This window comes from Pelagibacterium halotolerans B2 (assembly GCF_000230555.1).
GTDB classification, from domain to species: Bacteria; Pseudomonadota; Alphaproteobacteria; order Rhizobiales; family Devosiaceae; genus Pelagibacterium; species Pelagibacterium halotolerans.
In genome coordinates this window covers 1,388,063-1,412,656 of record NC_016078.1, presented here as the reverse complement: position 1 = coordinate 1,412,656, position 24,594 = coordinate 1,388,063, and the positions used below count along the sequence as shown (strand labels likewise).

General features: G+C 61.9%; 25 protein-coding genes and 1 tRNA gene. 8 read left to right on the top strand and 18 right to left on the bottom strand.

Going from position 1 to position 24,594, the window contains the following annotated elements; translation table 11 throughout:
* Positions 1-2: 2 nt before the first annotated feature.
* A complete protein-coding gene (locus KKY_RS06905; protein ID WP_014130599.1) occupies positions 3-899 on the top strand; it encodes an ABC transporter substrate-binding protein in 897 nt (298 codons plus the stop codon).
* Here the strand turns inward: KKY_RS06905 and KKY_RS06900 are convergent.
* The 11 genes from KKY_RS06900 to KKY_RS06850 all read right to left on the bottom strand — a co-directional run bounded on the left by KKY_RS06900 (position 896) and on the right by KKY_RS06850 (position 12,017).
* Positions 896-2,317 (bottom strand): MFS transporter, encoded by a 1,422-nt coding sequence (locus KKY_RS06900; protein ID WP_014130598.1) that lies wholly within the window; start codon positions 2,315-2,317, stop codon positions 896-898. The genes KKY_RS06905 and KKY_RS06900 overlap by 4 nt on opposite strands.
* 35 nt (positions 2,318-2,352) lie before the next feature.
* Complete coding sequence (locus KKY_RS06895; RefSeq protein WP_014130597.1) at positions 2,353-3,177, bottom strand: MBL fold metallo-hydrolase; 825 nt, start codon at positions 3,175-3,177, stop codon at positions 2,353-2,355.
* Positions 3,174-3,956, bottom strand: a complete 783-nt coding sequence (locus tag KKY_RS06890) for a TatD family hydrolase (protein WP_014130596.1) — start codon at positions 3,954-3,956, stop codon at positions 3,174-3,176. Before KKY_RS06890 ends, KKY_RS06895 begins: the two co-directional genes overlap by 4 nt.
* A complete protein-coding gene (gene metG / locus KKY_RS06885; protein ID WP_014130595.1) occupies positions 3,956-5,509 on the bottom strand; it encodes a methionine--tRNA ligase in 1,554 nt (517 codons plus the stop codon). Before metG ends, KKY_RS06890 begins: the two co-directional genes overlap by 1 nt.
* Before the next feature lie 7 nt (positions 5,510-5,516).
* Positions 5,517-6,548, bottom strand: coding sequence for an AAA family ATPase (locus tag KKY_RS19525; protein WP_014130594.1), 1,032 nt, complete (start codon positions 6,546-6,548; stop codon positions 5,517-5,519).
* Positions 6,545-7,237, bottom strand: a complete 693-nt coding sequence (gene tmk / locus KKY_RS06875; protein ID WP_050811675.1) for a dTMP kinase — start codon at positions 7,235-7,237, stop codon at positions 6,545-6,547. Before tmk ends, KKY_RS19525 begins: the two co-directional genes overlap by 4 nt.
* A gap of 53 nt (positions 7,238-7,290) precedes the next feature.
* The gene (locus KKY_RS06870) at positions 7,291-8,457 is read right to left on the bottom strand and encodes a D-alanyl-D-alanine carboxypeptidase family protein (RefSeq protein WP_014130592.1); all 1,167 of its coding nucleotides are present in this window, start codon (positions 8,455-8,457) and stop codon (positions 7,291-7,293) included.
* Between the two features lie 48 nt (positions 8,458-8,505).
* Positions 8,506-9,564 carry a septal ring lytic transglycosylase RlpA family protein gene (locus KKY_RS19520; protein WP_014130591.1) on the bottom strand — a complete coding sequence of 353 codons (1,059 nt, stop codon included), beginning with the start codon at positions 9,562-9,564 and terminating at the stop codon, positions 8,506-8,508.
* Positions 9,565-9,736: 172 nt separating this feature from the next.
* Positions 9,737-10,468, bottom strand: a complete 732-nt coding sequence (locus tag KKY_RS06860; RefSeq protein ID WP_014130589.1) for a 5-oxoprolinase subunit PxpA — start codon at positions 10,466-10,468, stop codon at positions 9,737-9,739.
* Positions 10,456-11,358: a 5-oxoprolinase subunit C family protein gene (locus tag KKY_RS06855; protein ID WP_014130588.1), complete on the bottom strand. Its 903-nt coding sequence runs from the start codon at positions 11,356-11,358 to the stop codon at positions 10,456-10,458. The genes KKY_RS06860 and KKY_RS06855 overlap by 13 nt, the downstream gene beginning before the upstream one ends.
* Positions 11,355-12,017 (bottom strand): 5-oxoprolinase subunit B family protein, encoded by a 663-nt coding sequence (locus tag KKY_RS06850; RefSeq protein ID WP_139305008.1) that lies wholly within the window; start codon positions 12,015-12,017, stop codon positions 11,355-11,357. The genes KKY_RS06855 and KKY_RS06850 overlap by 4 nt, the downstream gene beginning before the upstream one ends.
* 104 nt (positions 12,018-12,121) lie before the next feature.
* On the opposite strand from KKY_RS06850, the gene KKY_RS06845 reads away from it, so the two are divergent.
* The 4 genes from KKY_RS06845 to KKY_RS06830 all read left to right on the top strand — a co-directional run bounded on the left by KKY_RS06845 (position 12,122) and on the right by KKY_RS06830 (position 13,532).
* Positions 12,122-12,325, top strand: a complete 204-nt coding sequence (locus tag KKY_RS06845; RefSeq protein WP_014130586.1) for a hypothetical protein — start codon at positions 12,122-12,124, stop codon at positions 12,323-12,325.
* Positions 12,326-12,410: 85 nt separating this feature from the next.
* Complete coding sequence (locus KKY_RS06840) at positions 12,411-12,650, top strand: hypothetical protein (protein WP_014130585.1); 240 nt, start codon at positions 12,411-12,413, stop codon at positions 12,648-12,650.
* Positions 12,651-12,735: 85 nt separating this feature from the next.
* On the top strand, positions 12,736-12,981 hold the full coding sequence (locus tag KKY_RS06835; RefSeq protein WP_041528634.1) for a hypothetical protein: 246 nt from the start codon (positions 12,736-12,738) through the stop codon (positions 12,979-12,981).
* A 251-nt stretch (positions 12,982-13,232) separates the two neighbouring features.
* Positions 13,233-13,532 carry a PRC-barrel domain-containing protein gene (locus KKY_RS06830; RefSeq protein ID WP_014130584.1) on the top strand — a complete coding sequence of 100 codons (300 nt, stop codon included), beginning with the start codon at positions 13,233-13,235 and terminating at the stop codon, positions 13,530-13,532.
* Between the two features lie 89 nt (positions 13,533-13,621).
* Here the strand turns inward: KKY_RS06830 and KKY_RS06825 are convergent, their stop codons facing one another.
* Complete coding sequence (locus KKY_RS06825) at positions 13,622-14,527, bottom strand: LysR family transcriptional regulator (protein ID WP_014130583.1); 906 nt, start codon at positions 14,525-14,527, stop codon at positions 13,622-13,624.
* Between the two features lie 99 nt (positions 14,528-14,626).
* On the opposite strand from KKY_RS06825, the gene KKY_RS06820 reads away from it, so the two are divergent.
* Positions 14,627-15,661, top strand: a complete 1,035-nt coding sequence (locus KKY_RS06820; RefSeq protein WP_014130582.1) for an aldo/keto reductase — start codon at positions 14,627-14,629, stop codon at positions 15,659-15,661.
* Positions 15,662-15,679: 18 nt separating this feature from the next.
* Here the strand turns inward: KKY_RS06820 and KKY_RS06815 are convergent.
* The 4 genes from KKY_RS06815 to KKY_RS19515 all read right to left on the bottom strand — a co-directional run bounded on the left by KKY_RS06815 (position 15,680) and on the right by KKY_RS19515 (position 18,728).
* Positions 15,680-15,769, bottom strand: a tRNA-Ser gene (locus KKY_RS06815).
* Positions 15,770-15,846: 77 nt separating this feature from the next.
* Complete coding sequence (gene yddG, locus KKY_RS06810; RefSeq protein WP_014130581.1) at positions 15,847-16,740, bottom strand: aromatic amino acid exporter YddG; 894 nt, start codon at positions 16,738-16,740, stop codon at positions 15,847-15,849.
* 69 nt (positions 16,741-16,809) lie between these two features.
* Positions 16,810-17,778, bottom strand: a complete 969-nt coding sequence (locus KKY_RS06805) for a quinone oxidoreductase family protein (RefSeq protein WP_014130580.1) — start codon at positions 17,776-17,778, stop codon at positions 16,810-16,812.
* Between the two features lie 8 nt (positions 17,779-17,786).
* Positions 17,787-18,728, bottom strand: coding sequence for a TerC family protein (locus tag KKY_RS19515; protein WP_014130579.1), 942 nt, complete (start codon positions 18,726-18,728; stop codon positions 17,787-17,789).
* Here KKY_RS19515 and KKY_RS20275 point away from each other — a divergent pair.
* Entirely contained in the window at positions 18,718-18,909 is a 192-nt protein-coding gene (locus KKY_RS20275; RefSeq protein ID WP_050811673.1) for a hypothetical protein, read from the top strand. The genes KKY_RS19515 and KKY_RS20275 overlap by 11 nt on opposite strands.
* A gap of 162 nt (positions 18,910-19,071) precedes the next feature.
* Positions 19,072-20,226 (top strand): FAD-dependent monooxygenase, encoded by a 1,155-nt coding sequence (locus KKY_RS06795; RefSeq protein ID WP_014130578.1) that lies wholly within the window; start codon positions 19,072-19,074, stop codon positions 20,224-20,226.
* A 48-nt stretch (positions 20,227-20,274) separates the two neighbouring features.
* On the opposite strand, the gene KKY_RS06790 is transcribed toward KKY_RS06795, so the two are convergent.
* Positions 20,275-20,973, bottom strand: coding sequence for an invasion associated locus B family protein (locus KKY_RS06790; RefSeq protein ID WP_014130577.1), 699 nt, complete (start codon positions 20,971-20,973; stop codon positions 20,275-20,277).
* Positions 20,974-21,111: 138 nt separating this feature from the next.
* Positions 21,112-24,594, bottom strand: coding sequence for a transcription-repair coupling factor (gene mfd / locus KKY_RS06785; protein ID WP_014130576.1), 3,483 nt, complete (start codon positions 24,592-24,594; stop codon positions 21,112-21,114).

The following is a 24,594-nucleotide window of genomic DNA, read 5'->3' as shown; positions in this document are numbered from 1 at the left end:
CCATGCGCGCCGCTGTGTTGTTCTGTGCGGGTCTGTCCTTAACGAGCGTTGCCCTGACTGCCAGCGCGCTTGGGCAGGAGGTTCTGAATTACGCCTGGAATGGCTATGAGGCAGAAATTCCCGCCGATCCTGAGCGCGTGTTCGTCATGGAAAGCCGGACGGCGCTCGAATTTGCACTCCTGGCCGGGTTTCCCGTTATTGCCACAGATTGGGACGAAACGAGCCATCTGGTGCTCGATGAGGTGACGGAAAGGTTGAGTTTTCGTGCCGAACCGAATGCGGAACTTGCCCTTTCCTACGAGCCCGATCTCCTGGTGGTCGGCCGCGGCTGGTGGAATTTCTGGCAGAACAACGGCTCATTCAATAGCGACGGCTTCGATGTACTGGTGATCGAGGATGCCAACAGTGCCGACTGGAAGGAGCTGATGGTTGGGCAGCTTGAGGCTGTGGGTCGCGCCGACCAGGCAGACATGGCGCTTGCCAGTTACGATGCGGCCGTTGCCGAGGCTCGCCCGATCATCGCGGAACTGGTTGGCGACGCGCCTGTGGCGATCGCCGATATCTGGGCCGGCGACCAATATGTGCTCCATGTCGATACATTCGATGCGGCGGTTGCAAGGGACATCGGGCTGAACCTGGTGTCGAGCGATGCGCCGATTGAGGACGGGTATCAAGCCCACAGTGCAGAAAATCTCGACGCGTTCGCGGGGGCCGAATTCATCGTCCTGTGGGGCGGGGATTCGCCGGCCGTGGACAATCCGTTGTGGCAACGGTTACCAGCGGTCGAGGCCGGAAAGGTCTATGAGTTGCACACCGCGAACAGTTGGGGGTTTGCATTGGCGGCGACCGATTTCGTCGCCGATCTTGTGGCTTATGCCGAAGACGCGGCGGGGCGTTAGCGGTCAGGCGGTTTCGGTGCCCTGCTCTGTTGTCCCTTGTCCTTGATTGTTGCGGCGGCCGCCAGAGCGCTGGCGAAGGCCAGGCAGGCTGCGGCGGCCATTATCCAGCGATAGGACATCCGCAGGGCTTCGGGCGGCAGGATCGAGAGATCGGAACCGCCAAAGGCAAAGCCGAGGGCGGCGACGGCAATCAACCCGCCGATGCGCGAGGCGGCATTGTTGATGCCCGATGCGGTACCGCCGGCATCGTCGGGAGCGGCATCGAACACGGCCGTCGTGAGTGGTGCGACAGTTATGGTCATTCCAACGCCGATGATCACCAGGCCTGGAAAAAAGGCCAGCCAATAGCCGCCCAAATCGACCATCAGGGCCAGGACCATATAGCCGAAGCCGGTGGCTGCCGGGCCGGCGATCAGCATGATGCGGGTGCCGATGCGTTTGGCGAGCGCCCCGGCATAGCGTGAGCCAAGACCGAGCAGGATCGAGAACGGCAACAGCGCGGCGCCGGCCATGGTGGCGCTGTAGCCGTTCGCGTAGATCAGAACGAAGGGGAGAATAAACAGCGAGCCTGAAAGCGAGGCATAGAGGGTTATGGTGAGCAGGTTTGCCCCGGAAAACTGGCTGTTGGCAAACAGCCCCATGGGGACCAGCGGCTCGCTGGCGCGGCGCTCGATGAAGAAAAAGCCGATGGCAAAGGGAATTGACGCCGCAATGGCAAGACCGCCGATGGTCGTGTTGCCCTCCCCGGCGGTGATGAGGCCGTACGAGAGCAGGCCGAGACCGGCGACCATGGCAATGGTGCCGGCAATGTCGAATTCGCGATAGGTGCGCCCGGCCGGCGCCGCGGCGATGCGCCAGCCCATGGCCAGCGCGGCGGCAGCAATGGGAATGTTGATATAGAAGATGGCCCGCCAGCCGACGGTATCGACCAGCCAACCGCCGAAGGGTGGGCCGAGCGCCGTCGTCAGCGCCCCGGCCGCGGCCCATGTGCCGATGGCCTTGCCGCGGGCTTCGCCGGTGAAGGCCGAACCGATCAGGGCCAGGCTGGACGGGACGAGAAAGGCTGCGGCGATGCCCTGGATGGTCCGCGCGGCAACAAGGGACAGCGGGGATGGTGCGATGGCGCAGGCGATGGAGGCAATGGCAAAGCCGACAAGACCGAACAGGAAGATGCGGCGCTGGCCGAAACGATCGCCGATGGTGCCGCCGAGCAGGATGAGACTGCCGAGCATGAGCATGTAACCATTGACCACCCACTGAGCGGTCGCAAGGCCGGCATCGAGATCGGACTGAATGGCGGGCAAGGCGACATTGACGACCGAGCCGTCAATGAAGCCCAGGCTGGAGCCTAGAATGGTGGCCGGGAGCACCCAGCGCGTGTCGCGGATTGCGGATTCGGCACTGTCGGGATCGCTCATGACGGACGCTCGCGTGAGGTGAAAGCGTAGCGATCCTAAAGGGCGATGTCGATCTCCATCCCGTCAAAGGCGGGAGTGACATGATCGGGGATTTCGCCGGAAAGCGTCACGTAGTCCATATCGACATGGAGATTTGTGAGAATGGCGGCTTTCGGCCGGTGGGTTTCGATGAGGGACAATGCCTGTTCGAGATTAATGTGGCTCGGGTGCGGCGTATATCGCAGGGCATCGAGGACCCAGGTTTCGAGCCCTTCCAGCGCCCAATGGGACGTTTCGGGAATGCCTGACAGATCGCAGGAATAGGCGAATTTACCTATACGGAAACCAAGCGAAGTGATTGACCCATGCTGTTGCTCGAAGGGCTTTAGCGTGATCGTGCCCCCTGCCCCTTCGATGATAATTTCCTCGCCGTCGGCAATGGAGTTGGTATTGAGAATTGGCGGGTATGAGCTGTTTTCGGGGGCCGTGAAGCAGTAACCGAACGCCTCGCGGAGCCGGACTTCGGTAGCGATCGACATGTAGGCATCCACGCGGCGCCGGGCGTTGAGAGCGAGGACGCGCAGATCGTCGATACCGTGGGTGTGGTCGGCATGTTCGTGGGTGAAAAATACCGCATCGATTTCCGGCACCCGGGCGGCGAGCATCTGTTCGCGCAAATCGGGTCCGGCATCGATGAGAACGCGGGTGACGCCATCGGTGTCGTCGCACGTGCCGGTGACCAGCAGCGCGCAGCGCAGGCGACGGTTTTTGGGGTTTTCGGGGTCGCAGGCGCCCCAGGCATTGCCGATACGCGGCACGCCGCCAGACGAACCGCAGCCCAGGATGCGGGCTGTCAATCGTGTGGCGGGCCGGTCGGTCATACGGCCAGCCCTGTCTTTGAAAACAGCCGGGCGAAATTGCGGGTGGATTGCTCGGCAATGGTTTCGAACGGAACGCCGCGCAGTTCGGCAAGTTTTTCGGCGGTATGGCGCACGAAGGCGGGCTGGTTGGGTTTGCCGCGATGGGGAACCGGCGCGAGATAGGGCGCGTCCGTCTCGACCAGGAACCGGTCTTCGGGGACGAATTGCGCTACCTGCTGGATTTCGGCGGCGTTCCTGAAGGTGACGATGCCGGAAAACGAGACATAGCCGCCGAGCGCCAGGCCGCGACGGGCCAGTTCGGCGCCGGAGGAAAAGCAGTGCAGGACGAAGGGGAAAGCCCCCTGCCCGGTTTCCTCTTCGAGAATGGCGATCATGTCGTCATCGGCGGCCCGAGCATGGATGACCAGCGGTAAGCCGGTCTGGCGGGCGACGGCGATATGATTGCGGAAGCCCTGGGCCTGCGCGTCGCGGGGCGAGGAATCGTAGTGGTAATCGAGCCCGGCCTCTCCAATGGCGACGCATTTTGGATGCTGCGATAAAGCGATTATTTCATCGATGCTTATGTCGAGTTCTTCATGCGCATTATGCGGATGCGTGCCCACGGAGCAGAAGACGTTGTCGTGCTTTTCGGCGATGGCCAGAAGCGTATCGAAGCGGCGGATGCGCGTGGAGATGGTGACGCAATGGCTGACGCCATTGTCGCGCGCACGCGCCAGAACGCCGTCGATATCGTCGGCCAGCACGTCGAAATCGAGATGGCAGTGGCTATCGACAAGCATCAGGCCGCGCCTTCGTCCTTTTCCACATAGCGGGGGAAGACGCCCTCTGGCGCGGGCAGTGCGGTGCCGGCGGCGAGGCGGCCGTACGCACCCAATTGTTCGAAAGAGCGGCCCTCAGCATGCAGACCCAGAAGATCGAGCAGTTTTTCGCTCGATGCGGGCATCACCGGCTGGGCGAGAATGGCAACCTGACGCACCACTTCGATGGTCACATAGAGTACGGTGGCCATGCGGGCCGGGTCGGTCTTGCGCAGCGCCCAGGGCTCCTGCCCCGCAAAGTACCGGTTGGCATCGGCCACGACCTGCCAGACGGCATTGAGCATCTGGTGGATGGCCTGATCGTCCATCGCGGCGCGTGAGGTGTCGAGCAAGGCGTCGGCAGCGCCGAGGATTGCGTTGTCTTCATCCGTTAACTCGCCCGGTGCCGGCACCTGTCCGTCGCAGTTCTTGGCGACCATGGAGAGCGAGCGCTGGGCGAGATTGCCCAGATCGTTGGCGAGATCGGCGTTGATGCGGTTGACGATGGCTTCGTGATTGTACGAGCCGTCGCTGCCGAAGGACACTTCGCGCAGGAAATAATAGCGCATGGCATCGAGGCCGTATTTCGCCACGAGTTCGAACGGATCGACGACGTTGCCGACCGATTTGCTCATCTTCTCGCCGCGGTTGAAGAGGAAGCCATGGGCAAAGACGCGTTTGGGCAGTTCGATGTCGGCGCTCATCAGAAATGCGGGCCAATAGACCGCGTGGAAACGCACAATGTCCTTGCCGATCATATGGATATCGGCGGGCCAGTATTTCCAGCGCTCGGCGCTTTCGTCGGGGTAGCCGGCGGCCGTGAGGTAATTGGTGAGCGCATCGACCCAGACATACATGATGTGCTTGGGGTCGTTGGGAACCGGAACGCCCCAATCGAACGTGGTGCGCGAGATGGAAAGATCGCGCAAGCCCGATTTGACGAAGCTGGCGACTTCATTGCGCCGTTCGGCGGGCAGGATGAAACCGGGGTTGGCCTCGTAATGGGCCAGAAGCCTGTCGCCATAGGCCGAGAGGCGGAAGAAGTAGCTTTCTTCCTCGACCCATTCGACCGGCGAGCCGAGCGGTTCGCGCCGGATGCCGTCCTCGCCGAGAGTGGTTTCCTTTTCGTCGAAGAAGGCTTCCTGCCGGACCGAATACCAGCCGGAGTAGGAGTCGAGGTAGATATCGCCCTTTTCGACCATCTTGTTCCAGATGGCTTGCGAGGCCTTATGGTGCCGCTCCTCGGTTGTACGGATGTAGTCGTCGTAAGAGATGTTGAGGGTGGCCCAGAGGTCCTTGAAGGCCTGCGAATTCCTTGTCGCCAGCTCGATCGGCGCGATCCCCTCTTTTTCAGCGGTCTGCTGCATCTTCTGGCCGTGCTCGTCGGTGCCGGTCAGAAAGAACACGTCCTTGCCGTCCAGCCTGTGAAAGCGCGCGATGACGTCACTGGCGATGGCGGTGTAGGCATGGCCGATATGGGGGACGCCGTTGGGGTAAAAGATCGGCGTGGTGATGTAAAAGGTCGGGCGGCTCATAGGAAAATCAGCTCACGGGCGTGGTCCTGCGCACATGGTCGCGCAGGAAATCAAAGACTGCGACCAGCGTTTGCCGCCGGTCAAGATTGTAGATATCGGCATCGGCGATAAGGGCGTTGGCCTTCTCCCACAGGCCATTGGCCGAAGCAAGGCGGAAACGCGCGGCCGGGCCGGCGCGGGCGGCGGATTCGGCCTCGGCAGCCAGCCAGTCGCGGATCATGTCCTGGGCAAAGCCCAATTCAGCCCCCTTGGATGCGGCCAGCCCGTCGGCGATCTTGAGATGGGCGCGGGTGGGATGCGCCACAGGGTCTTTGAGCCATGTCTGAAGTGCGTCGAGAACGTCGCCTTCCTCAAGCATGAGGGATTCAAAGCCCCGTCGTGGACGACCGGCGGCAAAGCTGACAGCGCGGGAGACATCTTCGGGTGCCAGATCGGGGCGGACGCGCGATATAATCTGTGCCGTATCAGGATCGGCGAGCGGGCGCAGGCCAAAGCTCTGGCAGCGCGAGCGGATGGTGGCCAGCATGCCGCCGGGGCGATGGGAGAGCACGATGAACATGGTCTCGGCGGGCGGCTCCTCAAGGGTCTTCAGCAGCGCATTGGCCGAATTGGCGTTGCAATCATCGACGCTGTCGACAATCGCGATTCGGTAGCCCGCCCTGCCCCGTGTCTGGTGAAGGGAATCGCGCATGGCGCGCACGTCGTCGACCCGGATGGCCGAATAGTATTTTTCGGAATTGGCGGGATCGGTGGTGCGGCGCAAAAGGAACAGGTTCGGGTGCGAAAGCGCTGCAACCTGGGCGGTTATCCGCTCCTCGCTTTCATCGGAGGTGCGCGAGAGGACTTGACGAGCGATCTCGAAAGCAAAGGTCGCCTTGCCAATACCGCGCGGGCCATGAAGCAGGATGGCGCCGGGCAGACGATCCCGCTCGAGCGCACTCAGAAGCGAGGCGCGCGCATCGCCGTGGCCGACAAGGCTGCCAAACTCGGGTGCGGGCACGTCGGCGATCTGGTCGGCTTCGCGGCGTTCGACACTCACCCGGCCAATCCTTCCCGGGCCAGATCGGGGAAATGATCGAGCACGGCCCGCCATATGGCTTCGGTGAGCACGTCCTCCTCGGTATCGGCCGAAAGGACGACACAGCGGCCGGGATTGGCTATCGCTATGGCGAGGAAATTGTCGCGCAGGCGGCGATGGAAGACCAGATCCTCTTTTTCGAAGCGATCGGCGATCGCAGGCATGCCGTCTTCCGCGGCGCGTTTGCGCACGCGCTCGAAGGCGATATCGGGGTCCATGTCCAGGATCACGGTCAAATCGGGCGTATGGCCGTTGAGGGCAAGATATTCGAGTGCGTCGATCAGTTTGTCGTCGACCCCGCCGGTCAGGCCCTGATAGGCGCGGGTGGAATCGGCGAAGCGGTCGCAGATGACCCATTTGCCCTCGGCCAGCGAGGGCGCGATCAACTGGTTCACGTGATCGAGGCGGGCGGAGGCGAACAGCACGGCTTCGGCGCCGACGCCCCAGCTTTCGGGCTTGCCCTGCAGGATGAAGGAGCGAACGGCCTCGGCCTTGGGCGTGCCACCGGGCTCGCGGGTGCGGACCACGGAAATGCCCAGTTCCGACAGGCGGTCGGCCAGGCGTCGGACCTGGGTGGACTTGCCCACGCCCTCCCCACCCTCGAACGTAATGAATCGGGGTGTGATCGATCGGTGCTGATCTGCCGCCATCGTGTCCGTATCAAATCCTGTTGCGGCCGCCAGACCACCATGAGCTGCGTTCACTAAAACCAGCCGAATGCAAGTTCCCAAAGCGCGTCGGCTGCCCGGCGCGTGATGCCACCCTGTTCGACGGCCTCTGCCGCATAAAGCGGAGCGCTCTGAATGATCTGGTCATCGCAAAGTATGTTAAGTTGCGCAAGCCTGTCACCGGCGCGAACCGGCGGGAGAATGGGAGCGGCATAGGTGATGTTGGCCGAAAGGCAGCGACGATTGCCGCGCGGAAGGTAGATATCGATGCTGCCTTCACCGACGAGGCCGACGCTGGCCTCTTGGCCTCCATAGACGCTGGCCTGTCCCACAACCGCGCCATTGGCGAAGGCGGGAATGCGCTCGAAACTGCGGGCGCCCCATGTGATGAGGGCACGCGCCTGCTCGTTGCGCTGGTTGACGCTGTCCATGCCGTGCAGCACCGCAATAAGGCGGCGCCCGCCTTCGGTGGTCGAAGCGACGATGCCATACCCGGCGGCATTGGTATGGCCCGTCTTGAGACCGTCCACGCCGATGCCCAGGCCCAGAAGGCCGTTGCGGTTGGACTGGCGGATATCGTTCCAGGTGAATTCCTCGACAGCGAACACCGGGTAATAATCGGGAAATTCGCGGATGATGTAGCGCGCCAGATCGGCCAGATCGCGGGCGGTGACGTACATGTCCGGATCGGGCAGGCCGCTGGCATTGGTGAAATGGGAATCCGTCAGCCCGATATCGGCGGCAAACTGGTTCATGATATCGGCGAAGGCGGCCTCGCTGCCCGCGATGCCTTCGGCGAGCGCGATGGAAGCGTCATTGCCCGATTGGATGATAACCGAATGCAGCAGGTCGTCGACGCTGATTTGCGAGCCGAGTTCAGCAAACATTGCCGAGCCGCCAGATGGCGCCCCGCCCGTGCGCCATGCGTGTTCGGATATGAAGAACTGATCGGTGAGGTTGAGCGCGCCGCGTTCGACCATGTCGAGGACGATTGCGACCGTCATCAGCTTGGCCATGCTGGCCGGTTCGATCCTCGTGTCGGCTTCTTTCTGAAACAGGACGGTGCCCGATTCATGATCGACCAGGATGGCGTATGGGGCGCTCGTATCGAAATCGAGCTGGGCAGCGGCGGGATGGGCCAGAGCGGCCACCAACGCCACGCCGACAAGCACTCTGCGGAAGGCACGTTCCAGACGAACCATGAAGCCAGCCGCGCCGTGGGCGCCCCTTTAATTGTTAAGCCTTGTTCTTCAATACAAAATCGGGGCCGACAAGCCAAGTGAGCTGGCCAGTTCGACAGCGTCGGTTTCGGTCACACCTTCGCGAAGATGGGTCAGCATGAGATGAGTGACCGTCTGGTCTCCCTGAACAAGCGTGGCGGTGTCGACTGCGCCAATCACCGCGAACCGGGTAGCGATTTCGCGGGCCCGGGCTTCGTCGTTCCAGGTTCCCAGCGCCATGCGGAGCGGCGTTCCCGTGGGCTCGGATGCGGTTTCGAGGCTGGTTGCGCCGACGTAGGAGAGGACGCGGAAGGGAATGTATTCGGGGGCTGCAATGGCGCCCGCGGCCTCCGTTGCGGTCGAAGGGCGCGGCGTGGGCACCGGAGCTACAGGGGTTGAGGCCTGCGCCGGCGCGGTATCGGCAACCTGGACGGGTTCCTGAAAGGCCATGCGGGTATTGTTCTGGATTTCGTAGGGCGTCAACTGATTGATCGAGGCAACGAGGAATTTGGTGTCGTCGCCCTCGAGCGGGGCCGGTCCGATATATTGCACCCTGACATTGGCCGTGCCCTGCTGCTGGAAACCCAGGACCTCGGCGGCGCGGCGCGAGAGGTCGATGGTTCGCTCATAGGAGAACGGTCCCCGATCATTGACCCGCACAATGGTCGTGGCGCCGGTGTCGGCGTTCGTAACCCGGACATAGGACGGCAGCGGCAACGTCGGATGGGCTGCCGACAATGAATACATATCGAAGATCTCGCCATTGGCCGTCAGGCGGCCATGGAATGCGGGGCCGTACCATGAGGCGCGGCCCGTGACATCGAGATCGGGCTGCTCGCGTGGCACAAACCGATTGCCCGCGACGGTGTAGGGCTTGCCGACGACATAGCGTCCTCCGCCCTTGGGGACATTGCGCGAGGTGGTAACCCGGGGCGAGGCTTTGACGCCCATCGAGGATTCGGAGAAAAATTCATTGCCAGCGAACAGATCGGCACCGCTGCAGCCGGCCAGCAGCAAGGCGGCGGTCACGGTCGTGCCGATGGCGGCAAAAAGAGGGCGGCGGCGCGCCGATCCGATACTCGAGCTCATACAATCTGACCCAATACCAAAAAGATTGTCGTGCTTTCGAACCGCAAACTGGCCCGGTTTTTTGCTGAAAGCACCGCCACGTGATCGTCGTGCCTTCGCGCATCGAACCTTTCAGAAACCATAGGTTTGTGTAGGTTTTCTTAATGCGCGGTCAATCTTGCAGGCGCGCTGCCTACATCAGGCCACGCGATTTGAGCGCGTCGCGCACCGCACGGGCATGCTCCAAGGCGCCCGGAGTGTCGCCATGAAGACAGATCGAGCGGGCCTCGGATTGGAAAACCGAGCCATCAATGGCGAGAATTTCACCGTGCTCGGCGAGCCGGAGGCATTGGGCAACAATGGAAGCGGTATCTTCAAGCACACTGCCCGGGTGGCTGCGGGCGGCCAGCAATCCGTATCGAGTATAGGCACGGTCGGCATAGGCTTCAGGGATGACGGGAAGGCCGAGCCGGCGGGCTGCGGTTTCCTGGGCGGAGGCCGCCAGGGCGAGGATGGCCATGCCGGGATGATTCTGGGCGACGCCTGCGAATATGGTTTGAGAAAGGGTTTCATCCTCCGCGGCCATGTTGGCGAGGGCCCCGTGCAGCTTGAGGTAGGCGACAGACGCCCCCTCCTCTGCAGCAATGGTTATGAGGCGGCCAATCTGGGCCAGAACCTGATCGCGGATCGTTTCGAAAGGGAGATCGAGGCGGCGGCGACCGAAATTGTCCGGATCCTCGAAACCGGGATGGGCGCCGATGCGGACGCTATTTGCAAGCGCATCTTGAACGGCGGCGCGCATCGTATGTTCGTTACCGGCGTGGCCGCCGCAGGCGATCGAGGCGCTGGTGACGATTTCGAGCATGGCGCGGTCGTCGCCTATGGCTTCGCCGAGATCGGCGTTGAGATCGATCAGGGTTGCCATTTGGCGATCCTGTGGGCGTGGGCGACGGTGACGGGTTCGAAGCGGACCATCCTGCCGGCCCGAATCTGGGCGAAACGGTCGAGATCGGCGTCGATTATCGTGCCAATGCGGGGATAGCCGCCGGTGGGCTGGTTGTCGCGCATAAGGACAATTGGCGTTCCGTCGCCCAGAATCTGGATATCGCCGGGCACGACGGCATCGGAGACCAGGTTGAGCAATTTCGCCTCGGCGAAGACGGATCCTGTGTCATCGAGCCTGACGCCCATGCGATCCATGCGTGCCGATATGCGGAAATCGGATGTGGAGAAGGCCGTTCGGATGGGGTTGGAAAACAGGTCGGCGTGAATGCCCCACACGAAGCGTATGGGATCGCCGGGATTGGCCGTTTCGGCACGCACCGGCTCGGTTGCCATATCGCCCAGGTCGTCAAGGCCGAGTTCGTCGCCCACGGCCAGCATGCGGCCTTCAAGGCCGCCGAGCCCGACCGTTGCGTTTGTGGACCTGCTCCCAAGAACAAGCGGGACAGCAATCTGAGCTGCAAAGCGAAGGTAGGCATAGTTGCCGTTCGGGCCGGGCTTTATGGAGATCTTGGTGTTTTCGACAAGGTCGATCCTGGACGGCCAGGAGCGGGTGACGCCATCGACGGTCAGCGTAAATGCGCCGCCGGCAACGCCAGCCGAAAGGGGCGGGCCCCGATAGGTGAAATCGAGACCGAGGAGCCCCACCTCGATTGCAGCGCCACAAGGCGCTTCGGCCATCGCGGCGGCCAGTACGTAGCCGTTGCGGTCCATTGGGCCGGAGGCGCCTATGCCGTGGGCGAAAAGCCCGGGTCGCCCTTCATCCTGGATTGTGGTCATGGGGCTGACGCGCGTGAGAAGGATGCGGCTCATCGGGCGGCCTCGAAAGCTATGGTATCCCCTGCCCTCAATTGCGTGGGTGGGGATGCGGCCGGGTCGAAATTGATGAAGCGGGTGCGGCCGATTACGGCCCAGCCAGTGGGGATGGGCGTGGCGGCGATGGCCGTCTGGCGGGCCGCAAACAGGATACTGCCGGGCGGAACCGAGCGCCTTACGGTCTCGCGGCGGGACACGAGCAGATCGTCCGGGTGCATGCCGCAATAAACGAATCCCGGCGCAAAGCCGACGGCAAGCACGCTGAGAGGTTTTGCTCCGTGGGCTTTAATGAAAGTGGAGACCGTCAGGCCGAGTTCGGACGCTACGGCGTCAAGGTCGGGTCCATCCTCGCCGCCGTAGGTAATTTCGACACGGTGGCTGGAGGCTGGTTCGCGGCCCTGGTCCTGGCGGTCCGCGAGCCGCAATTCGCCGCACAGGCTGGCAAAGCCGATGCGTTGCGGATCATAGCGCACCAGCACCGAAACCAGATTCGGGGCGATTTCGACGACACCCGGTATGGGCCGGGCCTGGAGGTTTCTGGCAAAGCCTATGGCGGCGCTGTTGGCGTCCATGTCGAGGCGATCGGCAAAGCGCACGAGAACGGCTTTGTCGCCAAGCGGCATCAGTGTGGGAACTATCGAGATAGTACTGTCCACGGCGCGTCCCTACCCTGTGATCGTCCACCGACACGGCGTAGCCGGGCGCGCTTGCATTGGCAAGTCAAACGCGACACGATGACCGTTCGGGGGATGGAGGCGAGATGCGGATTTTCATTATAGCGGCCTGTCTGGTCGTTCTGGTTATTGCGTTGCTGACGCTGGGGCTTTCAGCGGCCGAGTTCGGCTTTATCATGCTGGGAGGTGCGCTGGTCGTTGCGATCGTGATGTACATCATCACGCGCCGGCGCTATCAGCGCATGCCCGACAGCGACAAAAGCGATCGCGAGCCTCCCAGTCTTCCCTAGAGATTGATCCGGCGCGACCGGATTGATTAAATTTTTTCGCAATGCGTTTGCCGGGTTTTGGCATGTTGATGGCCAAATGAACTCCATGAAGCACATAACATCAGAAACATTGCAGCAGCGCGCGGTATGCGGTCAGGCCGAGGCGGTTCTCGAGAATCTGGGGCGCTCGCAAAGCCTGCCAAGCCGGCTCAGCCTCTCGATCGAGGAAATCATCGAGCGCGCCTGGGAACTTGCGTATCGCCGCCATGGAGGCGAAAGCGAGTGCAATGTGATCGTCGTGCCGCAATGGGCCTTCCGTCACAAGGACGTGAGCCGTCCGCGCTAGGTTCGGCGGGTTATGGAAAAAGCTGGAAAGTTTCCATCGTTCGGGGCATAGGATCGGTACAAGATCGATTGCCGAGACGCGTCAGATGAAACCTGCGGCCGCCGCCTTTTTCCTGCTGATCCTTACGGGATGTTCAGCAACTTCGTCAGCAGGCCCCGAGCTCGACGTCAGCCAGAAAATTGAAGTGGAGTGCGTAGCGAGCAATTTCGAGCCCAACGGCTGCACGACATCGCACGAGCTCGGAGTGATCGCTACTTTTGCCACGAATCCGGGCGCTTTGCCCAGCGCCGCCGACCTTCGCGCACCCGGCGTGGGTGAGTCCGAGTTCTAGCTGGTCTGCGTGAAATCTCCACAGAATACCCCTTCGCGGCCGTGGTTTTCCCGATTTCATCCGTAACGAAGTCGTGGCTCAGGATCTCACCTCAGAGGTCACTACGCGCGCTTCCGCCGCTCGAACCCGGCATCTGATCGCAAGGCCCCTGCAAAGCGGGCCCCTTTCTTGCGGCCCCTGCCGTATTTCAGCGGGGAACGTCCCGACGGCTCGCATGTTAACGTTGCACAATCAACGTAAAGGAGCCACTCATGGATCATTCCAATCATGTTCGCCTTGGCGAAGCCGAATTGACTGAAGCCGTGCTCAAGGATGCGACGATCTACGACGCCGATGACCACAAGGTGGGAAAAGTATCTCATCTGCATGGAGCCGGCGCCGGCGCGCAAGCGGTGATCGATGTCGGAGGCTTTCTGGGCATCGGATCAAAGCCGGTGGCCGTTCCAGTCAATCAACTCGATTTCATGCGCGATGAAGACGGTGACGTGCATGCGGTGACCGGCTGGACAAAAGATGCCCTCGAAGAGATGCCTGAGCACCGTCATCACTGAACGGGCACACACCGCTGCATAGCCAGACCCCGCTTCGGCGGGGTCTTTTTGCACTGTACGGGTTCGACTGACCCGGCGAAGAGCAGGTGTCAGGAAACGCTGCCCTTCTCCGCCAGGAAATCAAGCAATGCTCTTACCCGGGCGGGCAGTGGTCGGTCGTGGCCGACAAACACCGCGTGGAACGTCTCTGCTTCGCCGGTGTCGAGATGGCCAAGGATCGGCACCAACCGTCCGCCGGCTATGTCGTCTCTCACTGTAAATGCGGGCAGCCGGGCGATCCCAACTCCTGAAAGGGCGAGACGACGCAATCCCTCGCCATCGCTCGCCTTGACGCGACCCGCTACAGGTACGACCACGGTCCTGCCCTTTTCGCGATATGTCCAGCCATCGACTGCTCGCGCGTAGTCGGGACCGAGCCGGTCGTGGTGTTCGAGATCCGCTGTGGTTCGCGGCCGACCAAAGCGTTCCAAATAAAGGGGCGCGGCGACGGTAATCATCCTGGTTTCGCCAAGCTTGCGCGCCATCAGGCTCGAGCTCTTTAGCGGCCCGGCGCGGATCGCAATATCGGCACGCTCAGCCAAAAGATCCACGACCGTATCGGTTTGCACGATATCGAGCGTCACGGCCGGGTGACGCGCAAGAAATTCGGGCAGAACCGGTGTGAGAATATGAGTGGCATATGACGCGCTGGTATTGAGTTTGACGTGACCCACTGCCTGCTCTCCCGCGCTGGCTGCGCGTTCGACATCCTCAAGGTCGGCAAGGACCTGCTTTGCTCCTTCATAGAAGGCGCAGCCCTCCGGCGTCAGTTGGAGTTGGCGCGTTGAGCGAATGAGCAGCCTTGTGCCAAGGCGAGATTCAAGGCGTGCGATCAATTTGCTTACGGCTGAAGGAGTCATCCGCGCTGCACGTGCCGCGGGCGAAAAGCCGCCCAGTTCGACGACACGGACAAAAACGTCCATCTCCCCGGATCGGTTGACCTCCAGCCGCGCCATGATGAATTCGTCTCACAAGTTCTGTTCCAGTGTGCATTCTATTTCATCGAAGATCGAAGGTCTATTTTTCCGACGTCCATTTTCGATAGGAGCATTCTCATGGATTATCGGTCACTTGGCAGATCCGGCCTCAGGGTGCCGGCCCTCAGCCTGGGCACCGGCACATTTGGCGGAAGCGGCCCGCTTTTTGGCAATTGGGGCAATTCCGACGCCAAAGAAGCGCGCCGCCTCGTGGACATCTGTCTTGAGGCTGGCGTCAACCTGTTCGACACTGCCGATGTCTATTCTCATGGCGCCTCGGAGGAAGTGCTTGGCGAGGCCATAAGGAACCGGCGCGATTCCGTATTGGTTTCGACCAAAACCAGCCTGCCCATGGGTGACGGGCCCAATGATGCCGGATCGTCCCGTTTCCGGCTGATCCGGGCAGTCGAGGATGCGTTGCGTCGCCTGCAAACCGACCATATCGACATATTGCAACTTCATGCTTTCGACGCGGAAACGCCGATCGAAGAGGTTCTATCGACGCTGGATCTGCTGGTTCGCGCCGGCAAGGTCCGCTATGTCGGGGTCTCCAATTTCTCCGGCTGGCAGGTCATGAAATCGCTGGCCGCGGCCGACCGAAATGGCTGGCCGCGTTATGTCGCCAATCAGGTCTATTATTCGCTGGTCGGGCGTGATTACGAATGGGAGTTGATGCCGCTTGGCCAGGATCAGGGACTTGGCGCGCTGGTCTGGAGCCCGCTTGGCTGGGGTCGACTGACCGGGAAGATCCGTCGCGGGACGTCCGTGCCGGATGGCAGCAGGTTGCACGAAACCGCCAGCTTCGGGCCCCCGGTTGATGAGGACCGTCTTTACCGCGTGGTCGATGCTCTGGATGTGGTCGCGGAGGAAACCGGCAAAACGGTGCCTCAGGTCGCCCTCAACTGGTTGTTGCAACGCCCGACCGTTTCCTCGGTGATCGTTGGTGCACGCAATGAAGCTCAGTTGCGCCAGAATTTGGGGGCCGTCGGCTGGAACCTGACGACCGAACAGATCGCCAAGCTCGATGAGGCCAGCGCCGTTACGGCGCCCTATCCCTATTTTCCCTATCGCCGGCAGGAGGGCTTTGCACGGCTCAATCCGCCGATGGTCTGACTTCCAGTGTTTGGAAAGTGGCGGGTGGGGGGAGATTCGAACTCCCGAGACGCTCTCACGCCCGCCGGTTTTCAAGACCGGTGCAATCAACCACTCTGCCACCCACCCGTTGAGCCGCAAGCCCCTCAAGAAGGCTGGCCGATTGATCTGCGGTTTAGCCGTTCGATGCGGGACTGTCCAGAGGATCAGACCGCAGTTATCGTCGGTTTGCGCCCGGGGCGAAGGATCATGTCCTTGGAGGCCAGCGCGGCCCCGCCGGTGATGAGAAGGCAGGCGAGCGCTATGGGCATGGTGAGGACGCTGATGCCGAAGAGGATCAGCAACAGGGTGGAGAGGAGCGGCGCGGCATAGCTGGCTGCACCGAGGACCTGGATGTTGCCGTGCTTGACGCCATAATCCCAGACAAAGAACGCCCCTCCCACCGGCATCAGGCCCATACCAATCACGGCCAGCCATTGAACGGTATTGGCGGGCATCACCGTTTCCTCAAGCATTATGTGGCAGACAAGCGACAGCAGGGCAGCGGCGGCGCAGTACCAGGTGACCATACGTGTCGGCACCTGAGCGAAGCGTCGCGAGATCAGTGAATAGCTGGCCCAGGTGATCGCGGCCAGGACACCGGTGCCATAGCCGAACATATATTCGGGCTCGAACGCAAAGCGGCCACCATCGGAGACGATAAGCACGGTTCCGGCCAAACCCAACAGGGCTCCGGCCACGTGATGCCAGCGCAGCCCTTCGCCGGGCATCAGGGCGGAGCCCAAAACGATCAGCAGTGGCCAGAGGTAATTTATCAGATTGGCCTCGACCACCGGAGCGCTACGGACGGCCGAAAAATAGAAGAAATGATAACCAAACAGGCCCGCTACGCCGACGACCCAGGCCATGAGCGGGACCTTGGCAGCAGGTGCGCGGGGCCTGCCGCGCCGGCCGGTTGCCGCAAGGCCGACAAGCGTCGCCACGGCGAAGGAGAAGGTGCACAAAAGGAATGGCGGCACCTCGCCGGACAAGCTCGAGAACAACGCCAGAAGCGACCACATGAGGATCGCCGAAAAACCGATCAGCGTTGCTCGAACCACTGCTCTTTCCTTTGCGTGCCGCGTTGGACGAAGGCCGTATCACAGCCTTCGTCGCCGCGACAGTGGCAATCAGGGCAGCAGGATTGTCGAGCCGACGGTCTTGCGGCCCTCAAGCGCCCTGTGGGCATCGGCGGCTTCGGACAGAGCGAAGCGCTGGCCGATATGGGGTTTGACGGCGCCCGATTCGACGGCGGCGAACAGCGCCTTGGCGCCGGCGAGCAAGGCTGGGCGTTCGGCGAAATAGTGGGCGCCCGTCGGACGGGTGACGAACAGGGAGCCCTTACGGGCAAGGATGCCCAGATCGGGGACGGATACGGGCCCGGTCGCGTTACCATAGCTGACCATGAGACCCATGGGGCGCAGGCAATCGAGCGATTTTTCGAAGGTGTCCTGCCCTACCCCGTCATAGACGACATCGACGCCCTTGCCATTGGTCAACTCGCGAACCCGGGTGGCAAAGTCTTCCTGGGAATAATTGATGACTTCGTCGCAACCGTTGGCCTTGGCCAGCGCGACCTTGTCGGGGTTGCCTGCCGTGCCGATGACGCGGGCGCCGATCGATTTGGCCCACTGGCAGGCAATCAGCCCCATGCCTCCGGCGGCGGCATGAAACAGAATGGTCTCGCCCGAGCGCACAGGCCAGGTGAGGAACAGCAGGTAGTAGGCGGTCAGCCCCTTGAGCATTATGCCGGCAGCAGTTTCGTAATCGATCGAATCGGGCAGCAGCACGGCCTTCGCCGCTGGCATTATGCGCTCCTCGATATAGGCGCCGATCGTGCCCTGATAGGCGATACGGTCCCCGGGCTTGAAGCCAGTAACGCCGGCGCCGACGGAAACCACTTCGCCGGCACCTTCGGAGCCGGGAATCACGGGCAGCGGATTGGGGTAAAGGCCGGTGCGATGATAGGTATCGATGAAATTGACGCCAATGGCGTGATGGCGCACCCGGATTTCGCCGGAACCGGGTTCTCCGACTTCGACATCGCGGAAATTCAGGGCTTCAGGGCCACCAAACTGATCAACGACAATGGCTTTCATATTTCTGCCTATTCTCTTCTTCTGGCCGTGCGCAACCTTGGAGGACGGCGCCTGAGGATGGGTTTTTTCCGGCGCGACCTTGGCACGGCAGCATCGCCTTCGCCAAGGGGCGGTTCGTCGCTGCCGGGGAATTCCTCTACCAATGTCGCATCGGTGGGGACGGATTGGCCGGCCCCGTCGCTGAAATCGTCGGCCTCCAAAGAGGCATCGGGTTCGTCGTCGAATACCGGTGCGTTGGGGGCCGGCGCTTCAATGGATGCGTCTGGAACAAGAATGGCAGGTTCCAGACTCGGTTCTGCGCGCTGCTCGATTGGCATGGCGGCCGGTACCGAAAGCACCGGCGACGTGGTGGCACCATGCTCCTCAATTGTCGGTTCAAGGTTTTGGCCGGCAGACGGACGATGGACGAGTTTGGACAGGGCGAGCACCAAAACTCCGATACCCATGGCGATGTAGAGGTAATCGCGGAGGACCGGCATGCCGAGCCCCTCGGCCATCAGGACGGTACCGACGACGAAGAGGATACTGAGCGCCACCGCCCTGACGGCGGCGTGACGGGCGAGGAATGCCGCGACGGAGCCGGATGCGAAGAACAGAATTACGACGGCGGCGATAATGGCGATGACCATGGCCGGGACATAGGCGGTCATCCCGACGGCGAGGACGATCGAATCGACCGAAAAAACAACGCTGAGGGCCACGAGTTGAACGATCGCCAGCGCCGGGCGATCGGGAAATCCTGTATCGGGGTCATGGGTTGGAACCGCACGCAGCTCAACGAGCAGATGGAGTTCGGTGACGGCCTTGTAGATCAGAAACAGACCGCCGCCCAAAAGGACGATCTGGCCCCATGTGGGCGACCAGCCGGCAAAGCTGAATGCGGTTCGCTCCAGGCCGAGGAGCCAGAGCAGAATCGCCAGAAGTGCCAATCGGACGAGAGTGCCAAACACGGCTGCCAAAACCGTGGCGCGGCGGCGCCGCTCTTCGCTCTTCGGGAAAGCCCGCTGCCCGGTTCGCACCGATATTGGCGTTGTCGGCTCCCAGTACCACCTCGATGCCGATCAGGAGAATGAGGCTGGCCCAGAAGGCCGGTTCGACGATGAAATCCAGCATTTTGCCCTCAGCGATTGAGACATGGACACCATTTTGGTCCACGGGGGAGATCGGCGACCGCCCCGGCGCGCGAAGCGCGCACATTTGCGGGCAACAACGGCAATAAAGCGGCAGACCGCTCTGTGCTGCTTGCGGGGGTGGCGATGGCGGCCTACATCTTGGCTAGGCATTGAGGTGAAAATGACCAATCACACACAGATCGCCGTCATTGGTGGCGGACTCGTTGGCAAGGCGACGGCGGTTGCCGCCGCCAGGGCCGGGTTTTCAACCCTTCATGTGGCGCCCGAAGCACCAATGGACCGCCGAACCTCGGCACTAATGGGCCCGTCGGTCGATTACATGATCGAAGCCGGGCTGATCGACGATCCCGAAACGCTGGGGGTTCCCCTGACCCGTATCCGCATCATCGATGCGACCGACCGGTTTTTGCGGGCTCCCGAGACGGTGTTCAGCGCAGCCGAATTCGGGCATCAGGCGTTCGGGTGGAATTTTGCCAATGCACGGCTGGGCGAAAGCTTTTCTCGGGCGGCGGCCGGTGGCGCAAACCTTGCGCTCCGTGCGGCCACGCTCAAATCGGCCAGTCGGGCCGATGACCTATGGCGCCTCGAACTCGACGACGGCAGCAGGCTGACCGCCGAACTGCTGGTTGGCGCCGATGGCAAGGGATCGAGCGTGCGCAAAGCGGCAGGGATTGCGGTGCGTGAACGCAAGTTCGACCAGGCGGCGTTGGTGTGCGATCTGGAGCTTGGGCGTGAGCTCGATGGGGAGTCGGTTGAGTTTCATTATCCCAATGGACCATTCACACTGGTTCCAGCCGGCGGCACTCGGGCCAATCTGGTGTGGATCGACAAGCCGGAGACGCTCGACGACGCGCGGCGCGAGAAGGAGCAATTTCTTGCCCGGCTGAGTGAAAAATCCCGCCATCTTTTCGGCGCGGTCTCGGTGGTGAGTCCGAGTTTCGTGTTTCCTCTCTCCAGCCTTTCGGTCGATGTGGCCGGACGCGATGCAGCCGTTCTGGTGGGAGAATCGGCACATGCGTTCCCGCCCATCGGAGCGCAGGGCCTCAATCTCGGGCTGCGGGATGTCGCCAGCCTGAATGCCTGCCTGCGGGCAGCCAATCCTGGATCGTATGGCTGGGCGGATGCCGTTGCGCGCAGCTACGGTGCTGCGCGACGGGGTGATCTGGCGCGGACCGGAATGTTCGTGGATGGGCTATTTACATCGCTGCTCTCGCCGCACCTGCCGGCGCAGGCGTTGCGGAGCGTGGGGCTCTGGGGGCTCAAGACCTTCCCACTTCTGCGCAAGCACGCCGCTTCCTTGGGGATGGGGCAATAAAAAAGGCGGACTGCACAGTCCGCCCTTCTATTTCAAATCAAGTCCAGATTACTGGGCTGGTGCCTCTTCGGCGGGCGCAGGTTCGGCCGGAGTGCCTTCGGCGGGTGCCTCGCCGTCTTCCATTTCCTCGCGAAGCTGGTTGGCGCGGTCCTGAAGAACCTGTTCGAGGACGTTTTCAGTCGAATTTGCCTGATTGAGCTCATCAACCGAAATGCCTTCGGGATTGTCATAGACCGCTGTGAAGCCGGCCAAAGTGATATCGATGGAGATATCCTCATTCTGGCGGTTCTTGGCGATCAGCTTGAGATTGCTGCCGCGCTTGAGGCTCTGGATATAGGATTCGTTGATGACGAGCTGGGCCGAGCAGGCCTGCGGATCGCATAGCATGTAAGGAACGCGAACGGGCTTGCCACTGTCGATCTGCCAGGTCAGCCCGAAGGGCAACAACACGCCGATCGGCACGGAGGCCACCGCCAGAAGGCGGCTTTCCTGGCTCGGGTCGTCGCGCAGCAGGAACGATCCGGTGAAAACGCCGGTGTTGGTGACTACCTGGCGCATGATGCACGCCTGACCACCGTCGTCGAGATCGCTGCAGACCTTGAGCCAGTTGTTTTCAGCCGATTCCGCTGCCGGTTCGGCCTGATCGATCATTCCCGCGTCTCCGGCCTGCGCAAATACGGTGCCGGCCATGGAAAAGGCCAGTCCCGTGGCGACGGCGCCGGTAAGTATCGCGTTTTTGAGTTTCATGGACATTCCTATTGCTCTGGGCAGGTGGACCCCACCGGAATCATAAGGTTCGATACGTTCAAGAGCGGCGAAATCGGGCAATAGCATGACGTTCGGACCGTGCCAATGCGCTTGAAGTGCTCGTGTTGCCCAAAGGCGTCACTGAGACCCAGCAAGACCGGCGAGACGGGAGAGGATCGTCGCGCTGCCCTTGAGCCGCTGCTCGGCGGTGGGCCAATTGCGCGCGAACATGATCTTTTGATCGGGGCGCAGCCGGGCCGCCTGTGCAGGATCAGCGATATGACGCACCAATCGGGCAGGATTGGGGAAGACACCGTTTCGTAACGTAATAACAGCCCCCTTGGGGCCGGCATCGACCTTTTCGACATTGGCGGTGCGACACAGCGATTTGATGAGCACCACCTTGAGCAGGGCTTCGACCTCCTCGGGCAGCGAGCCGAACCTGTCGATCATTTCGGCGCCGACGGCATCGATTTCGTTGGGATCGGTCAGGTCGCCCAGACGGCGATAGAGCTGCATACGGACCTGAAGGTCGGGCACGTAGGCCTCCGGGATCATCACCGGCATGCCCAGCGAAATCTGTGGAGACCACTGTCCCGCTTCCTCTTCCTCGGCCGACTGCCCTGCCCGCAACGACGCAACAGCTTCTTCGAGCATAGACTGATAAAGCTCGAACCCAACTTCGCGGATATGGCCCGACTGTTCCTCGCCCAACAGATTGCCGGCGCCGCGAATATCGAGATCGTGGCTGGCAAGCTGGAAGCCGGCGCCCAGTGATTCGAGGGACTGAAGCACCTGCAGGCGGCGCTGGGCCTGGTCGTTGAGCTTGCGGTCGGCGGGAACCGTGAAGATGGCGTAGGCGCGGGTCTTGGAACGGCCGATGCGCCCACGGATCTGATAGAGCTGGGCAAGGCCGAACTTGTCGGCGCGGTGGACGATCAGGGTGTTGGCGGTCGGCACGTCGAGACCGGATTCCACGATGGTGGTGGCGACGAGCACGTCGAACTTGCCGTCGTAAAAGGCGTTCATGGTGTCGTCGAGCTGCTGGGGCGCCATCTGGCCGTTGGCGACCACGAAGCTCACTTCAGGAACGTGATCGCGCAGGAATTGCGCGATGTCGGCCTGGTCGGAAATGCGCGGGCAGACATAAAATGCTTGTCCGCCGCGGTATTTTTCCCGCAGCAGGGCTTCGCGGACGACGAGCGCATCGAAGGGCGAGACGAAGGTGCGGATGGCGAGGCGATCCACGGGCGGGGTGGCGAGCAGCGAGAGATCGCGCACGCCTGTCAGTGCCAATTGCAGGGTACGCGGGATGGGCGTCGCCGAAAGCGTCAGAACGTGGACGTTGGCACGCATTTCCTTGAGGCGTTCCTTGTGCGCCACGCCGAAATGCTGCTCCTCGTCCACGATCATCAGGCCGATGTCGCGGAATTCGATCGTTTTCGACAACAAGGCATGGGTGCCGACGACAATATCGACGCTACCATCCTTGAGGCCATCTTTCGTTGCCTTGAGCTCGGCTGCGGGCACAAGCCGCGAAGCCTGACGCACGCGCACGGGCAGACCGGCGAAACGGTCAGAGAACGTCTTGAAGTGCTGGCGAGAGAGCAGAGTCGTGGGGACAACGATGGCCACCTGTCGCCCGCTCATGGCCATGACAAAGGCAGCGCGGAGCGCGACTTCGGTCTTGCCGAAGCCCACATCGCCGCAGACCAGCCGGTCCATGATTCGGCCCGAGGTGAGATCGTCGAATACGGCATCGATGGTGGCGAGCTGATCTTCGGTTTCCTCGTAGGGGAAACGGGCGCAGAACTCGTCATAGGCGCCGGTCTGGACTTCTATGGGGTCGGCATGGGCCGTCTGGCGGGCGGCAGCAATCTTGATGAGCTGCTCGGCCATGTCGCGGATGCGCTTTTTGAGCTTGGACTTCTTGGCCTGCCAGGCAACGCCGCCCAGCTTGTCGAGTTCGGCACCTTCGGCACCATAGCGCGAGAGCAGTTCGATATTTTCGACCGGCAGGTAAAGCTTGTCGCCTTTAGCGTATTCGATCTCCACGCAGTCATGGGGGGCCCCTTGCACCTCGATGGCTTTCAGCCCGATGAAGCGGCCGATACCGTGATCGACATGGACGACAAGATCGCCCGCCGAAAGCGCGCTTGCTTCGGTCAGCGCGTCGGACGCTTTCTTGCGCCGGGTCTGGCGGATGATGCGCTCGCCCAGAATGTCCTGTTCGGACAGGACGGCGATATCGTTGGTCAGATAGCCGGTTTCGAGCGGGAGAATGACAAGCCCGAGCTGGCCGACTTTGAGCAGGTCGACCTGTTTCCAGTTTTCGAGCTTCTTGACCGCCTTGAGCCCGTGATCCTTGAGCACCTGGCCCATGCGGTCGCGGGTGCCTTCGGTCCAGCAGGTGATGACGGTCTTGCGCCCTGCCCGCGCCTCGGACTTGATGCGCGAAATGACTGCTTCAAACAGGTTGGTGTCTGCCGCCTGGCGTTCTGCGGCAAAGCTGGGTGCCAGATTTCCGGCGCAGTCGATGACCGGCAGGTTCTCGTCAGCGGGAAGGAACGGGGTGAGTTCGGAAATCTCGTGACCGCGCGCCAACTCGTATGGCCCCTGCTCCACATTGTAGAGCAGTTCGGGTTTGAGCGGCTTATAGGGCGCGCCGGCGGTGCTGCCCTGCTCGCGGGCTTCCTTGCGGGCGTTGTAATAGTCGAGGATCTGATCGCGGCGTTCGGCATAGGCTTCGCGCGACTGATCGTCGAAATAGACGGGGGCGTCGCCGATGTAAGCGGGCAGCGTTTCCATTTCTTCGTAAAAGAACGGCAACCAGTGCTCCATGCCCGCAAAGCGCTGGCCGGCACTGATGGCCCCATACAACGGATCGTCGGCGGTGTTGCCGCCGAAGGCCGTCGTGTAGTTGCGGCGGAAGCGGCGGATGGTGTGTTCGGTCAGCATGGCCTCGCTCATGGGGACGAGGGTCACCGATTTGACATTGCCGGTCGTCCGCTGGCTTTCGGGATCGAAAGCGCGAATGGTTTCAAGCTGTTGGCCGAAGAAATCAAAGCGCAACGGTGCGTCATGGCCCGCCGGGTAGAGATCGACGAGGCCACCGCGCACCGCGTATTCACCGGCTTCGCGCACGGTGGGCACACGCAGATAGCCGTTGTTGGTGGCCCAGAAGATGAGCTTTTCACTGTCGACCATGCGTCCCGCCGCGGCCGAAAAGGTCATGGCAGCGACCACATCGCGTGGCACGACGCGCTGGATGAGTGCGTTTACGGCGGTGAGAACGATGGCGCCTTTGATCGCGGGATCGACCAGTTGCGCCAGTGCCGACATGCGGGCGGCGATGGTTACCGCGTTGGGCGAAACGCGGTCATAGGGCAGGCAGTCCCAGGCAGGGAAGGTCAGCACGGGATGGCCGGGCAGCATGGTTTGCAGAATATCGGCCATGCGCTGCAAGCGACGACCATCGCGCGCTACAAAGACAAGAGAAACAGGTGCTTGCGGCGCATCCTTGAGGCGTTGCTCGATTTCGCGCGCCAACACCGCCGGCTGCATGCCGTCGGGGAGATTGGCCAGAATCCTAGAGGGTCTGTCGCGCAGCAAATCGTCCAT

Excerpts from the sequence above, each read along its gene's own strand:
- KKY_RS06830 (WP_014130584.1), top strand. The coding sequence starts at position 13,233 with ATGGATCATTCCAATCATGTTCGCCTTGGCGAAGCCGAATTGACTGAA.
- KKY_RS06905 (WP_014130599.1), top strand. The coding sequence starts at position 3 with ATGCGCGCCGCTGTGTTGTTCTGTGCGGGTCTGTCCTTAACGAGCGTT.
- KKY_RS06790 (WP_014130577.1), bottom strand. The coding sequence starts at position 20,973 with ATGAAACTCAAAAACGCGATACTTACCGGCGCCGTCGCCACGGGACTG.
- KKY_RS06840 (WP_014130585.1), top strand. The coding sequence starts at position 12,411 with ATGAAGCACATAACATCAGAAACATTGCAGCAGCGCGCGGTATGCGGT.
- metG (WP_014130595.1), bottom strand. The coding sequence starts at position 5,509 with ATGAGCCGCCCGACCTTTTACATCACCACGCCGATCTTTTACCCCAAC.
- tmk (WP_050811675.1), bottom strand. The coding sequence starts at position 7,237 with ATGGCGGCAGATCAGCACCGATCGATCACACCCCGATTCATTACGTTC.
- KKY_RS06895 (WP_014130597.1), bottom strand. The coding sequence starts at position 3,177 with ATGACCGACCGGCCCGCCACACGATTGACAGCCCGCATCCTGGGCTGC.
- KKY_RS06845 (WP_014130586.1), top strand. The coding sequence starts at position 12,122 with ATGCGGATTTTCATTATAGCGGCCTGTCTGGTCGTTCTGGTTATTGCG.
- KKY_RS06795 (WP_014130578.1), top strand. The coding sequence starts at position 19,072 with ATGACCAATCACACACAGATCGCCGTCATTGGTGGCGGACTCGTTGGC.
- KKY_RS06805 (WP_014130580.1), bottom strand. The coding sequence starts at position 17,778 with ATGAAAGCCATTGTCGTTGATCAGTTTGGTGGCCCTGAAGCCCTGAAT.
- KKY_RS06825 (WP_014130583.1), bottom strand. The coding sequence starts at position 14,527 with ATGGCGCGGCTGGAGGTCAACCGATCCGGGGAGATGGACGTTTTTGTC.
- KKY_RS06890 (WP_014130596.1), bottom strand. The coding sequence starts at position 3,956 with ATGCTTGTCGATAGCCACTGCCATCTCGATTTCGACGTGCTGGCCGAC.
- KKY_RS06900 (WP_014130598.1), bottom strand. The coding sequence starts at position 2,317 with ATGAGCGATCCCGACAGTGCCGAATCCGCAATCCGCGACACGCGCTGG.
- KKY_RS19520 (WP_014130591.1), bottom strand. The coding sequence starts at position 9,564 with ATGAGCTCGAGTATCGGATCGGCGCGCCGCCGCCCTCTTTTTGCCGCC.
- KKY_RS06855 (WP_014130588.1), bottom strand. The coding sequence starts at position 11,358 with ATGAGCCGCATCCTTCTCACGCGCGTCAGCCCCATGACCACAATCCAG.
- KKY_RS06835 (WP_041528634.1), top strand. The coding sequence starts at position 12,736 with ATGAAACCTGCGGCCGCCGCCTTTTTCCTGCTGATCCTTACGGGATGT.
- KKY_RS06820 (WP_014130582.1), top strand. The coding sequence starts at position 14,627 with ATGGATTATCGGTCACTTGGCAGATCCGGCCTCAGGGTGCCGGCCCTC.
- KKY_RS06860 (WP_014130589.1), bottom strand. The coding sequence starts at position 10,468 with ATGGCAACCCTGATCGATCTCAACGCCGATCTCGGCGAAGCCATAGGC.
- mfd (WP_014130576.1), bottom strand. The coding sequence starts at position 24,594 with ATGGACGATTTGCTGCGCGACAGACCCTCTAGGATTCTGGCCAATCTC.
- KKY_RS06870 (WP_014130592.1), bottom strand. The coding sequence starts at position 8,457 with ATGGTTCGTCTGGAACGTGCCTTCCGCAGAGTGCTTGTCGGCGTGGCG.